The sequence below is a fragment of the Flavobacterium hibernum genome (assembly GCF_000832125.1).
GTDB classification, from domain to species: Bacteria; Bacteroidota; Bacteroidia; order Flavobacteriales; family Flavobacteriaceae; genus Flavobacterium; species Flavobacterium hibernum.
In genome coordinates this window covers 203,233-217,179 of record NZ_JPRK01000004.1, presented here as the reverse complement: position 1 = coordinate 217,179, position 13,947 = coordinate 203,233, and the positions used below count along the sequence as shown (strand labels likewise).

Annotated in this window: 13 protein-coding genes; 3 read left to right on the top strand and 10 right to left on the bottom strand. The window is 30.4% G+C overall.

Annotated elements, in window-relative coordinates:
- Nucleotides 1–16 precede the first annotated feature (16 nt).
- Nucleotides 17–247, top strand: coding sequence for a DUF5808 domain-containing protein (locus IW18_RS04290; RefSeq protein ID WP_041516329.1), 231 nt, complete (start codon nt 17–19; stop codon nt 245–247).
- A 7-nt stretch (nt 248–254) separates the two neighbouring features.
- On the opposite strand, the gene IW18_RS04285 is transcribed toward IW18_RS04290, so the two are convergent.
- Both IW18_RS04285 and IW18_RS04280 read right to left on the bottom strand, forming a co-directional pair.
- Nucleotides 255–1,115, bottom strand: a complete 861-nt coding sequence (locus IW18_RS04285; RefSeq protein WP_041516328.1) for a glycoside hydrolase family 25 protein — start codon at nt 1,113–1,115, stop codon at nt 255–257.
- A gap of 10 nt (nt 1,116–1,125) precedes the next feature.
- Nucleotides 1,126–1,842, bottom strand: a complete 717-nt coding sequence (locus IW18_RS04280) for a CDP-alcohol phosphatidyltransferase family protein (RefSeq protein WP_041516327.1) — start codon at nt 1,840–1,842, stop codon at nt 1,126–1,128.
- A 192-nt stretch (nt 1,843–2,034) separates the two neighbouring features.
- Between IW18_RS04280 and IW18_RS04275 the strand changes: the two genes are divergently transcribed.
- Together IW18_RS04275 and IW18_RS04270 are read left to right on the top strand one after the other, a co-directional pair.
- Entirely contained in the window at nt 2,035–3,102 is a 1,068-nt protein-coding gene (locus tag IW18_RS04275; protein WP_449404065.1) for a putative type IX sorting system protein PorV2, read from the top strand.
- A 37-nt stretch (nt 3,103–3,139) separates the two neighbouring features.
- Nucleotides 3,140–4,276 carry a lipoprotein N-acyltransferase Lnb domain-containing protein gene (locus IW18_RS04270; RefSeq protein WP_041516325.1) on the top strand — a complete coding sequence of 379 codons (1,137 nt, stop codon included), beginning with the start codon at nt 3,140–3,142 and terminating at the stop codon, nt 4,274–4,276.
- 19 nt (nt 4,277–4,295) lie between these two features.
- On the opposite strand, the gene IW18_RS04265 is transcribed toward IW18_RS04270, so the two are convergent.
- The 8 genes from IW18_RS04265 to IW18_RS04230 are packed head-to-tail and all read right to left on the bottom strand — an operon-like array spanning nt 4,296 to nt 13,944.
- Nucleotides 4,296–5,690, bottom strand: coding sequence for a sugar transferase (locus IW18_RS04265; RefSeq protein ID WP_041516324.1), 1,395 nt, complete (start codon nt 5,688–5,690; stop codon nt 4,296–4,298).
- 58 nt (nt 5,691–5,748) lie between these two features.
- Nucleotides 5,749–7,098: an O-antigen ligase family protein gene (locus IW18_RS04260; RefSeq protein WP_041516362.1), complete on the bottom strand. Its 1,350-nt coding sequence runs from the start codon at nt 7,096–7,098 to the stop codon at nt 5,749–5,751.
- A gap of 2 nt (nt 7,099–7,100) precedes the next feature.
- Complete coding sequence (locus tag IW18_RS04255; protein ID WP_041516322.1) at nt 7,101–8,174, bottom strand: glycosyltransferase family 4 protein; 1,074 nt, start codon at nt 8,172–8,174, stop codon at nt 7,101–7,103.
- Entirely contained in the window at nt 8,171–9,178 is a 1,008-nt protein-coding gene (locus IW18_RS04250) for a glucosamine inositolphosphorylceramide transferase family protein (protein ID WP_041516321.1), read from the bottom strand. The genes IW18_RS04255 and IW18_RS04250 overlap by 4 nt, the downstream gene beginning before the upstream one ends.
- Nucleotides 9,179–9,180: 2 nt before the next feature.
- Entirely contained in the window at nt 9,181–10,299 is a 1,119-nt protein-coding gene (locus IW18_RS04245; protein WP_041516361.1) for a glycosyltransferase, read from the bottom strand.
- Nucleotides 10,296–11,393, bottom strand: coding sequence for a glycosyltransferase family 4 protein (locus IW18_RS04240; RefSeq protein ID WP_041516319.1), 1,098 nt, complete (start codon nt 11,391–11,393; stop codon nt 10,296–10,298). The genes IW18_RS04245 and IW18_RS04240 overlap by 4 nt, the downstream gene beginning before the upstream one ends.
- Nucleotides 11,394–11,404: 11 nt before the next feature.
- On the bottom strand, nt 11,405–12,403 hold the full coding sequence (locus IW18_RS04235) for a glycosyltransferase family 2 protein (RefSeq protein WP_041516318.1): 999 nt from the start codon (nt 12,401–12,403) through the stop codon (nt 11,405–11,407).
- Nucleotides 12,400–13,944 carry a glycosyltransferase family 2 protein gene (locus tag IW18_RS04230; protein ID WP_041516316.1) on the bottom strand — a complete coding sequence of 515 codons (1,545 nt, stop codon included), beginning with the start codon at nt 13,942–13,944 and terminating at the stop codon, nt 12,400–12,402. Before IW18_RS04230 ends, IW18_RS04235 begins: the two co-directional genes overlap by 4 nt.
- Nucleotides 13,945–13,947: the final 3 nt, after the last annotated feature.

Genomic DNA, 13,947 nt, shown 5'->3' with positions numbered 1-13,947 from the left:
AAAACTAATTTAAAAAATGAAGTCAGAAAAACCAACTCAGGAAGATTACGACAATTGGCACAAAGACCCAAAAAACTGGTATTTGAGGTTCTTTTATTACAATCCCAAAGACAAACGATTACTCCCACCAAAAAAAATCGAATGGATGGGATATACCATAAACTTTGCAAATCCTTATTCGGTTTTGCTTCTCTTACCACTCGTAATAATTATTGTTCTGATTTTTATCAAAATAAATCAGATCTAAAAGCAAATCACTCCACTGTAATAAACTGTAATTGCTGTAAATCTCCATTGTAGATATTTACATCTACTTTGTGTTTTATTCCAGGTAAATACGCTTTTTCTGTAAACTGCCAAAAAAGCCAATCGTCTTCGATTTTTTCTCTGTAAAAATTGTAGTTGGCAATCCAAAATAAATACTCTCCAAATTCTTCTTTCAAAAAATCTCCGTAATAACGCTCTCCAGTATAAATTATTGGACGTACCTGATAATGTGTTTCAACTTTATTCAACCAGCGCTTTAAGCCTTTTTTCAAACTATCTAAAGGTTGATTTTTTGGCAATCGTTCAATATCTAATACTGGCGGTAAATCGCCTTTCTGCAGCTTTACTGTTTTAATAAAAAGATTTGCCTGCTCTATCGAATTTTCGTTTGGACGATAATAATGATAAGCTCCACGAATAATTTTATGTTTTTTTGCTCCCTTCCAATTACGTTCAAATTGTTTATCAACTCTATCATTACCCGCGGTAGCGCGAATAAAAACAAATTGTACAGGATATTTTTCTTCTAGAACCTCAACTTCGTCCCACTGAACGCTTCCTTGAAATTCTGAAACATCAATACCTATAACTTTTCCTTTGTGATTCTCTAAAACCTGAATGTTTCTAACATCTGAAAGATGCTTATCAACTTCATTTTCATCTAAAACTTTACTTGATTTAAAACCAAGATAATAAGCCAATCCATCACGATAATGATAAATTGTACTAAAGAATAGTATTACTAAAAATGAATAAATTATGAAGCGAAGCCCACTTGCCAAAAACGATCTTTGAGGTTTCGATTTTCGAGAATATGAGGTTCTTCGTGTAGTTGTTTTTCTTGCCATTCAAATAAATCTACTTTTTCAAGAAAAGATTATTCACAACCGATAACAACACATAAAAAATGATAATTAACGGAATAGCAAGATATTGAAGAAGTAATACTAAAACTACCGCCACCAACAAAAAAACCATTTGTAATACATTATCTTTTAAATTAAATTTCTTTATTTTTAATGAAAACAAAGGAATTTCGGCATTCAAAATATAAGCGCTACATAAAGTTATCGCCAACAAAACCCAATGATTAGTTAAAATCCCGAATATTACTAAAGAATCTGAATACTCAATAACCAAAGGCAAACTCAAAATAAACAATGCATTTGCAGGTGTTGGTAAACCAATAAACGAATCTGTCTGACGTGTATCGATATTAAAATTGGCCAATCTGTAGCAAGAACCTAAAGTAACTATAAACCCAAGAAAAGGAACAATAGCCGACGCTATTTCATCATTAGGATTTGCACTTTTTAAAAACAAGCTATACATTACATAACCTGGTGCAACACCACTGGTTACCATATCTGCCAAAGAATCTAACTGCAACCCTAACGGACTTGAAACTTTAAATAATCTGGCAAAAAAACCATCAAAAAAATCAAAAAAGATTCCTAAACAAACCATATAAAAAGCCATTTCGAAGTTGCCTTTTGATACAAAAACAACTGCGATACAACCGCAAAATAAATTGATTAATGTAATTAAATTAGGAATGTGTTTTTTAATATTCATCTTTTAAATTATTTGATAATGGAATGCAACAAATTTAGCATAATAACTGCAACTAAAAAGGGGTTTTTGCAAGAGTTTTTCAATTGAAATTTTGACTTTAGTAATATTTATCAAAAGGAATAAATTTGCTGAGTAAAATATTATATTTTTGGTAAAAATTAAAACAGACTTCGGTTTGTAAAAAAGTATCCGTTGAAGAAAATTCTAGTCTTTTTATTTTTTTGGAGTTGTTCAGTACAATATGCTCAAACTGTTCGGAAATATTCGAATGAGTTCATGAACATTGGTGTCGACGCAGCTGCATTAGGTATGTCGAGCGCAGTGGTTGCTTCTACAAATGATGTCAATGCTGTTTATTGGAATCCTGCCGGTTTAACGAATCTTGAAGATCACCAAATTTCTTTAATGCATGCCAATTATTTTGCAAATATTGCTCAATATGATTATATAGGTTACGCAAGTCCAATTGATGACAGAAGTGCTTGGGGAATTTCGATGATTCGTTTTGGTGTTGATGATATTATGGATACTACACAATTAATCGACAATCAGGGTAATATTGATTACAACAGAATTAGTTTATTTTCGACTGCTGACTATGGTTTCACCTTTTCTTATGCCAGAAAATTACCTGTTGACGGATTTCAATATGGGGTTAATGCGAAAGTAATTCGAAGAATTATTGGAAAATTTGCTAATTCATGGGGTTTTGGATTTGATGTTGGTCTTCAGTTTGAACGTAATGATTGGAAGTTTGGATTAATGCTTCGAGATATTACAACTACTTACAATATTTGGAATATTGACGAGAAAGAATATCAAAAAATTGCAAATGCTATTCCGGGCGAAAACAATGAATTACCAGAAAGCACTGAGATTACTTTACCAAAAGCTCAATTAGGAGTTTCTAGAAAATTTGAATTTCATAACGATTATAGTCTTTTGATTGCTACAAATTTGAATATGAGATTTGAGCAAACTAACGATATTATTTCTTCAAAAGCGGTAAGTATTGATCCTGCAATTGGTTTTGAATTTGGTTATACTGATCTTGTATTTTTAAGAGCTGGTGCAGGAAATTTTCAAAATGTAACGCAACTCGATAATACTGAAAAAGTAAATTTTCAGCCTAATATTGGATTAGGTTTTAAATACAAAGGCATTCAGGTTGACTATGCTTTGACTGACTTAGGAAACCAAAGTACAGCTTTATACTCAAATATTTTTTCTTTAAAAGTAGATTTGGGTATCTTTAGATAAAATTTATAAAACCTTACACTTCTTAAAATTTTAAATTATGAAAAATGTCATTTTCACAAAAACACTTTTTAGTTTACTATTATTACTAAGTTTTGTAGGTTTTAGCCAAAATTTACCGCTATCAAAAGATGCTAAAGTAAGTGTTCTGACCTGTGGACTTGGTAACGAATCTTATTCTTTTTTTGGCCATACAGCCATTAGAGTTGCTGATCCTACAAATAATATTGATGTCGTTTACAACTATGGTACGTTTGATTTTAGAACACCAAACTTTGTTGCCAGATTTGCCAAAGGTGACTTACAATATTGTGCAACTGCAGCCGCATTTGGAGATTTCGTGAATGAATACACTGCTGAAAAAAGAAGCATTTTTGAGCAGGAATTGTTTATGCCACAAGAATTGAAACAAAAACTTTTCGACAAACTAAATAAAACTATATTTTCTGAAGATCGTTTTTATACATATAAATTTATTGATAAGAACTGTACTTCAATGGTTGTTGACGTCATTAATTTGTCTTTGAATGGAAATGTAATTACCAAAAAAGGTGAAACTGATATTACTTATCGTTCTATTTTATTCCCATATTTTAATGGTCATTTTTACGAACAATTAGGTACTAGTATTATTTTCGGAACTAAAGTAGATCAATTAGGAACTAAGATCTTTTTGCCTTTTGAGTTAAAAAACAGTCTAGAAAAAACTACTTTTCAAAATCATCCTTTAGCTGGCAAAAGCAAAACTTTACTAGATTTTAAGAAAGAAACACCTTCATCTTGGTGGAATAATGTTTACACATATCTAATTATATTAGCTTTTGTAGTCTTAGCACATAATAAAATAGTTGATAAAATTTATCTTTTAATTTTATCTTTACTTGGAGTCTTTTTTGTTATTGTGGGGTTTTATTCTCTTCACCAAGAACTGGCAATGAATTACAATGTACTTTTATTTAGTCCTCTTTTGTTGATTTTGATTTTCTTTTCAATTGCAAAAAACAAAAGATGGACGTATCGATTTGCTGTTATACACTTGATCTTTTTGATCGTTTACACCATTTTTCTAATCAACAAAGCACATTTCTTTATTGTTTTACCAATGATTATAACTAGCGGATTTGTTTTGGTAAGAGTAGCTATTCGAAATAAAAAACGTATTCCTATTATTATCTAAAACTATTGTCTTGATTTAACTACTGCCCTCTATAAAATAAAACTGTAGTAATGGTTTTAAAGGTAATACTTAAATCTAGAAATATACTGCGGTGTTTGATGTAGTATAAATCATATTGTAGTTTTATTAAACTCTCATCGATAGATTCGCCATAAGAATAATTTACTTGTGCCCAACCTGTAAGCCCAGGTTTTATAACATGTCTGGTTTCGTAAAATGGCATTATTTGAGCTATTTCTTCAACAAAAAAAGGTCGCTCAGGTCTTGGACCAATAACAGCCATATCGCCCATTAAAACATTAAAAAACTGTGGTAATTCATCAATTCTTGATTTGCGCATCATTTTTCCAAAGGGAGTAACTCGTGTATCGTTTGAAGTTGCAAAAACAACACCGTTTGTCTCTGAGTTTCCAACCATTGTTCTAAACTTATAGATTTTAAAAACAACACCGTTTTTACCTACTCGTTCCTGTGTATAAAACAATGAACCTTTGTTTGCTCCTAAATTAATGATGAAAATAAAAGGGATAAAAACAACACAAATTGCCAAACCAATAATAGAGAATAGATATTCTAAAAAGCGAACTAAAAATAAATATAGTTTATTACTATTACTCCTGCTGAACGGGAAAAATCTGTAAAAATCTCTTGCTATATAATGCACCGGAATACGTTGAGTTTTACTTTCGTAAACCTGGGTATATTCGCGAATAACATTTCCCGACTCTAACAAGTGAAGTAATTGCTGGTACAAGTCAGCAGTAATACCGTCAGTTTTCTGGGAGGCAATAACAATTTCAGAAACATGATTATGAACAACAAAAGCTTCTAAATTTTTCTTTTCAATCTTTTTTATATAATAAGAATCTGAGCGTTCTTCAGAAACAGAATCTGAATTTACAAAACCAATAATTTTATAATGCGGATCGACTTTTTCAAGTCCTGAAACCAATTCTTCAACCTGATTTTGATCACAAATTAAAACTACATTTTGAGAAAACCGATGTGATGCCAGAAAATAGACATAAAACAAACGCCATAATAGTAAGGTACAAGTTATCGCAGCATAGAAAGTCAATATAACTAATCTCTGTTTGGGTAATTCTGGCGATAAAATAGGTGTAAACAAATAGGCTAAGCCTGTCGCTGTTGCGGTAAAAATTACACTTTGAAGAATCTGCAATTGATTACTTGCGACTTGTAGATTATACATTTCGAAAATTAATCCAAAAATGTATATATAACTTACCAATAAAACGATCCTTAGAGTATGCCTTTGCTCAAAAACAAAATAACCGTAATCAGTTATTATGCTTAATAGATATAAAGCTGATAAAACAAAAACAGCATCGAAAACAAGAAGCAATATTCTTCTTTCTGAAATTTCGAAATGCATTTTATTTTTTGAAAACATTTATTCGATTTTGTTTAGGGGCTTAAACATGAGGCAAATGTATTATAAAAAATAGAATTTACTCGACGGATTTTTCTGCTATTTCAGGATTTTTAACTTGTACTGAAAGAAGTGCAAGTGCATATACAAAAGCTGGAGCCGCAAGTCGCATAGCGGCATGATTTATAGTGAGCAACCAAAACGTCAAAAAAGAAAGTGCAAAAATATTTCGTCTGTTATTAAAAAACAAAAGCAAAGGAGTAAAAAATAAAATCAGTAAATCGATTATTCCAAATAAACCATGCTCTGCCAACATTCTCGTAATTTCATTGTGACTCGCCAAATCAATTCCTGTTTGTTGTTTTCTTAACTCCTTATTTTTACCAACACCCACTCCCAAAATTGGGTTATCCAAAAACATTTTCCACTCTGTTTCCATTAGAACTTCCCTTCCACCTAGCTGGCTTTTTTTCTTTCTTCCTAAAGCATCTTCGTTTGCATAACGCTTATTAATCAATCCTTTAGTCTCAAGAGAGCTATAACCCCAAACTCCTAATCCTGTTAAAAAAGAAAATATAATAATAAATGTAATTTTAGGTCTTGCATTATTATTAGCTTGAAAAAACAAAACTATTAAAAATAAAAGAATCATCACCACTGCGGTTATTACTCCACCTCGAGAAAAAGTAACAATACTCCTAAAAGCACAAGTAAGAACAAATCCTGCGTTTATTACTTGCAATAATCGACTTTTGGAATTTAACAACAATTGAACAAAAAAGACAAAAATACCTAAACCCAATAGCGTGGACACCTGATTGGGACCAAATCCACCGGACGTTTCAAAATTAGATTGCGTTCCATTAATCACATTTTTTATACTAGGTGTATAAAAATAAAGATAAGTCAAAGTACTAATTAAAGGCATAGAAAAAGCGGTAATTAATTGCTTTAATCTGTCGAAACTTATTTTACGCTGATAACAATAGATGGAAGAAATTCCTAAACAAACCGGCCCGGAAATATTAAATACAATTGCCTTTTTAATATCAGTATCTAAATTTAAGGAGGTAGTAGATAAAATAATACCCGGAACAAGTAAAAGCAAGAAAATACCATATAATAGACCATTCGTGGAAAATCTGGAATAAATCATTCCTAGAAACATAAAAAACAATATTGAATATTTACCAAACTCATTCAATATCATCCCATCGGTCATTCGTAAAAGCACCTCAACACCTACAACATAAGCAGATGCAATAAGAACTTCATTATTTTTATTCTCCGTTTTTACAATGTAATAAACCCCAACTACAAATATTGCCAAAGTATATATTTTTGAAGCAAAAGGAAATGCGAATATTAATGCTCCTAATAAAAAATGAAGCATTATTAAAAAAATATAAGACTGATCTTCTTTCTTCATTTTTAACTTTTTTGCAACCAATTTAAATATTTACTTATTACACTTTTATCTGTATAATCACTTTGAACTGTATTATAAAGTGCTTGTCCAAAATCAAAACGGATTTTCTCAGTAGTAATCAATTTGACTAGATATTTATAAAACAAATCTGGTTCGTTAGAGTCAACAACAAAACCATTTTCTTCATGTTGAACGATTGTTGGTATTTCCCCAACTCGAGTAACAACAATTGGTTTTTTATACATTCCATATTCTAAGAGCGAAACTGGTAATCCTTCAGATTGTGAAGTCAATATAGCAATTGATGTTAAATTTAGTATATTTTCTACATCTGGTCTCGAGCCATAAAGAAATACATTTTCTTCTAATTCATATTCTAGAATTAATTTCTTAATCTGCATTGCATAATCATCTTCAAAATCTTTTCCAACTAAATGAAAAGTCCAATCTGAATACGTTTTTTTTAGTTTTTTAGCTACTTCTAATAATAAAAAATGGTTCTTCTGGGGTCTCAAATTAGCTAAACAAACAATTCTTTTTCCTTCACAACCTTTAAGAATTTTATCTGCTCTTTTACTTTTCTCTTTAACTGAAAAATTAGGTAAATAGATAATATTTTTTGCTTTTAATTTTAATTCGGACCAATTTTTAAGCTTTTGATTTACAACAATAATTCCATTAAAAAAAGGAGCTGTTTGCTTTAATACAAAATAAGGGCGAGCCAATAAAAACTCATTATTTCCATAATGATCGTGTCGAATAATTCTTAACGAAGGATGAATTAATTTTAATAAGAAAGCTAGAAAAAAAGAGGTACTATGCGCATGAATATGAGTTACTTTATTTTTTAGCACAAAAGATCTTAATCTAAAAAGTGCACCAAAGTCAAGTTGCCTCTTTTTATTTAAAAATAAATAAGAAACATTCGCATCAATTTTGTCTCGCAAAGAACCTTCTTTTCTAGTAGTAACCAATCCAGAAAATTCAATTTCATTAACCAAAGCATTAGCATAATTTACTGCCATACGCTCTGCTCCACCCGCTTCAAGGGAATCTATCATTTGAATGATTCTCATTGATTTAAAATCCAATTTTTAACATCAATGTAAGTCCATTTGAGAGGACCATAAACATTTAATTTTTTAGAGTCGCCATTTAATGCATTTCCATCATATACATAGTAGTAACGGTTATCATCTATCTTTTGAATATCCAATTGATGCATTCCTGCATTAAATTCTTTTATTTCTTTATTAGCCTTTAAAAAAAATGGAGATTCTCTTTTAGCGGTATAATTTCCATCCTTAAAAGAAAAACGATATAACGACAGTCCAAATCCGTAACCATTTGTACCATTTTGTACCGGCAAAATCAGTCCTTTTTTATCAGCAAAAAAACGTCCGCCCGCTCTGGCTTCTGTCCCCATCATGACTATTGGTTTTTTATGTAATTTCCATTTTCCAAAAAGCGAATCGGCCTGGTACATGTACATATTCAAATTATCATCTGAAGCTACCATAACATTTAAAGAATCTGATAGATATATTGACGGATCTTTCAATTTAATATTACTTACCAAAGTATCGCAAACCCTCCAGTCAAAAGGAAAATGATGTGCTTTATATAGCAATACATTATTTGCTCCTTTGGACTCGGGAACCATGTAAAAGTCGTTTCGATATTTGAATACCTGAGGATACGATAAATGAAACTTTTGAGTAAGTACTGTACCACGATACTGGTAATTCTTTCCATCAATTGAGGTTAACAAACCAACATCTCCATTAAATTTATTTTTTTTGTGTTCGAAAAATAAATAAAAAGTGTCTTTCTCTTTGACGAAAAAAGGATCAGCTAAAAAAACTGTAGAGTCATTACTAATCTTCAATTTTTCAATATTATAAATAGCATTATTCTTTGCATTAATGCTTTTGGGAAATTCGTTAGATTCTCCATATCCTACAGACCAACCGCCAACTTCATTTGGCTGAAAAAAAGGAGTTCTGCTATTTATCAAGATCAATATTAAGATCCCTAAAAAGAGAATAATAATTAAAAATTTCTTATTCTTTATTTTCATGATTATTTATCTAACATTTTTTTAATTTCCTTCTCAAAAACATCTATAGTATATTTTTGTGACCATTCTAACGCTTTTTTACTCTTGTTTTTAAAAACTAATTCACTTTTTAAAATAGTCTCTATTTGCTCGGTATCTTTTTCCAAAATCATTTTAAGTAGTCCCCCTCTTTCTCCATAATCCAGCATAAATGGCACACAAGATACTGAAGTGGCAATAGGTACACAACCCCAGAACATTCCTTCTGCAATTGCCTTTGGCCAGCCTTCGCTTTTAGAAGGTAAAATAACAAAATGGCTTTCTTGATATGCTTTCTTCAGTGTATTTTGATTTACATTTCCATTTAAAGTTATGAAGGCTCCTAAATTATTTATTTGAATATAATTCTCTAAACTAATTCTTTCCGGACCCTCGCCATATAAATTTAAAGTCACTGCATATCCTTGTTCGTGCAACTTTTCAACAAATTGAATTGCATACATAGGATTTTTTCCTAGAACCAGACTTCCCGCAAAAATGAATTTTGTTTCCTGATCGAAACTTGTTTTTTGAACCGATTCTTTTTCCGATTCTGAATAGGTGGCTGTAAAAAATGGTTTACTATTTTTCGATTGATTTTCCCAGTCCCCGTAAACCAAAACCTTCATATTTCTGGTCAGGAAAGTATTACTTAGCATCCATTTTTGCAATTTGTATGTGTATGGCTGTTTACTTTTAGGATCCCAATTACCAGCGTATTTTGCTGTTTTTTCTTTTTTCGGAAATAAAATCTGAACTAAACAACCTATTAAACCCATATTTCCCGGACAGCGCAAATGAATATGATCTGCATCTTTCATCGCCCAGAATACTTCCCAAAAAATCCTTGGTAATTTTAAAATTGAAAGTAAACTTTTTTTGAAGGTAACGAAACTAAAATCACTTACTTTTTTAAAATTTATTCTATTATGCTGATAAGGAATATCTATTATTTTAGGTTCATTACTTTCTAGAGGAGCAACAATAATTACATCATCAACATACTTTAACCAAATATTCATTTCGCGAACATAAGGTGCATATGCAAAATATTCGTTCTCTTTTTGAATATGAGCGACATGAGTAATTATGGCAAATTTCATTGCATTATTTTTTTTGAAAGTGTAGTACAATAATTTTCAATAGTGAATTTTTCCAAAAAAGTTTTTCTTGCATGAAAACTCATTTGAATTTGCATATCAAAATTATTTTCAACTCGTTCAAAAAGTGAAATCATCGATTTTACATCTGAATTAAACTTAAAACAATCAACACCGTCTTCTAAATAATTGGTCAAGCCAACGCCATTTGAAATTAATAATGGTGTTTGATTCATTAATGATTCTAAACCAACTGTGGGTAAATTATCTACTTTTGAAGGTATAACTGTAAAATGACTTTTTCCTAAATAATCGTCAATTTTATCATAACTCAATCCTCCTAAATAAAAAATTTTACTTTCATTTTCGATCAACTGTTTAACTTCATTTTCCTGAATTCCTGTGCCAGCGATATTGAGAATTATATTGGATGTTTTATTTTTTTCACTGTAAATTTTGAAAGCAGTAACTAAATCAATAACTCCTTTTGACGGATCTAATCTTCCAAGAAAAGATATAACAATGTTTTTTTTCAGAATAGTTTTGTCCTTCAATCTATCTTTCATCGGATTTAAAACGACTATTCCTTTTTTTACTGCATAATATTTCTCTAAATCTAACTTGGCCAAATTGGAAGGGCAGACAATAACATTACAAAACAACTTATAAAACATTTTTTTTCGCAAGAAAAACAACTTGTCTTTTACAATAGCCGGTTTTCTATCTTTACAGATTTGATCACTTAAAGTATGGTAATAAGCAAATGTTCTGGTCTTACCAAAAGAGAGTATTTTTGAAATACCAATTGTAATATTTGCACCCACGAAATGACCAATCACTACATTAGGTCTGTATTTGAAAAATATGCTGCAAAACCAAAAAACGTCCTTTAATGATGTAGGTCTTTTTTTGGTTGGCCATGAACAAATAACAATTTCACCTTTATCTTTATTAATAATTTTACTTTCTTCAAAGAAAGGATTGTGCGAAATAAAAACAACTCGATTTCCTAAATCGGCTAAATAATGGGCTAAATGATAACTCATTAATGAAAATGAATCTTCAGTATAATTATGCGCTATTAAAATCGTTTTCATGCAGCCTTGTATTATTTTACTTTCGGTTTATTAAAAATCAGTTCCCACCAAGCAACTGATCTTCCAACTGCTTCAGTAAAAGCTTCCTTTCGATTACTACTCGTAACTGAATTAGTAAATCTTATTAAAGTAAGAATAATTATAATAGCATTCCATTTGAAACGATCTTTTAAAACTGGATTTGGATTTTTGACCCTCCAGACGTACCATCCATTTCTAACTACCATTTTACCATATTTATACTGATTAGGGCGACCTGAGGCGGCATGAAAATGCCCTAAACGAGCTTTTGTATTCACATACAATTTTCCAACTTTAGATACCCTTAACGTAAAATCAGCATCTTCATATAGTCCGTAACCTTCAAAATAGGTTGAAAATGAAAAATTTTCAAATACAGATTTTCTAAATGATGATACTCCACCCATTAATTGTTCGACCTGATATATTTTATCACTTGGTGGCAAAAATCCAATACTTCTTCCGTGCGAAAATAAAGGCAAAAATCCCGGAGGACAATTACTATCTAGATTCAATTTTTTTCGAAGAACAAAACGACTTCCATCTTTGCGTTTCCATCCATCAAAATAAAACTCATTTATAGAAACTTTATAATCATCACTTACTTTCTCCCATTTTGTTTCGTTTATGATATATCCACCAACACCTAATGCATCTGGATATTTTTTATAAGTATTGATTAACTCCTGAAAATAATTTTCTTCTAAAATAGTATCATCATCTAGAAAACAAACTATTTCGAGATCATCCCTTAGTTTATCAATTCCAAAATTTCTTTGTTTAGTAAGTCCGCGATTTTGATCATCAACCAAAAAATATTTTAAATTTTCGAATTGATTTTCATTTAATAAAATTTTCGTTTTATGATCTAAAGATCCATCGATAATTAAAATTTCATCCGGATACAAATTTTGTTTCTGAACTGATTGTAATAATTTAAACAATGGTTCAGGGCGCATATAAGTACAAATAATTAGAGAAAACATCATTCCGACTTACGTATTAATTCATTTGCCCAATACAAACTTTGTTTCCATTGCTTCTGAAAGTTAAAAAAATATCGCACTGGATTCTTTATAGATTGTTTTTTATAGTATTTAAAAAATAAAACTATTTGATATCCTTTTTGCTGCTCTTTTGTTTGATTCAATATTTTATATAGTGAAACTGTAGGAGATGGTTTCGGCTTAATTTTATGGTTGTTCCAAACCAAATCAGGCTTTGTTCTAAAACCACCAATAGGAGCTTTTAAATGTAATATTAAAGGAACAGGAAAATATAATATATCATATCCTTGATTTCGTATTTGCATTCCAAAATCGGAATCTTCTCCAAATCCAAATTCGTATTTCGTATCGAATCTTAATTTTTCAACTACCTCACTTTTAACAATACTACATCCTGATCCGAAAGCACTCCACTGAAATATCTCTTTATAAGAACTTTTTTCATTTACCTGTAAACAATTAAACGTCGCGGCCTTATTCTTATATTTTGAAATTAAATCGAATGCTGATTCAATAAACAAATTTTCAATTCTGATATCATCATCTGCAAAAAAAAGCCACTCACTTTCTACTTGATTAAGAGCTACATTTCTGGCATTGCATGCCCCTGCCTGATGTGTAAAAGTGTGTTTTATAACAAATGGCCAATCTTCTGAAGTTAAATATTCTAACTCTGAAAAACTCTCTATTAAAGGATTCTGTTCAACAATTATTACATTTTTAGGCAAATGTGTTTGCTGAGATAAGTCTTTTAAAACATCATATAAATATTGTTTTCTTCCAATAGTTGGAATAATAACATCAATAGTTGTTGAATTAATTTCCTGTAATGAAGAACTAACTTTAATTGAATCGAGACAAATATTATTATTATTTCTGTTCTTAAAAGTAAAACTAGATAGTAAAGCTAAAAGAGGAAATTTGAATTCAGAGATTATTAAATTCAGGAATAGCAAAAATATCCATCGGGTTTTATAATGCTGTTTCACAAATCTGAAAAGAATCAAATTAGAAGGTTTTGAAATCAAGCGGATTTTGGTTTCAAACAATAATTTTGGTTGTGAATAGCATAATAAACCTAAAGGCATACATAGCTTAGCTATTGAAGTAAGATAGTAATCAAAATCAGAATCTAATTTTATTTTTTTCTCAATCTCTACAAGTACTGATGCATGAATAGCTCCTACTAAACTACTCATTTGCCAAGTTGGATAACTTACATCTTTTTTGATTTTTATGAAAGGGGAGTCATCTATATAACCAATTTTTCGACCTAAAAACTCAATTCCCTCAGGATTATAGGACAACATCATCTTATCATGATGAAAAATTGTATCTATAGTTTCTAAGTTTAGATTTGATTCTAACTTTTCGTTACACCAAATAATTTTTGAATCTGGATATTGAAAAGCAAGTTGAGACAATACAATAGATAGTTTTACATTCTTGTTACAAGGTAAAATCTTGTTTTCGTTTGAAACAACTTTTACGGCTCTAGCTCCGTTATGATATAATACTATCAAAGG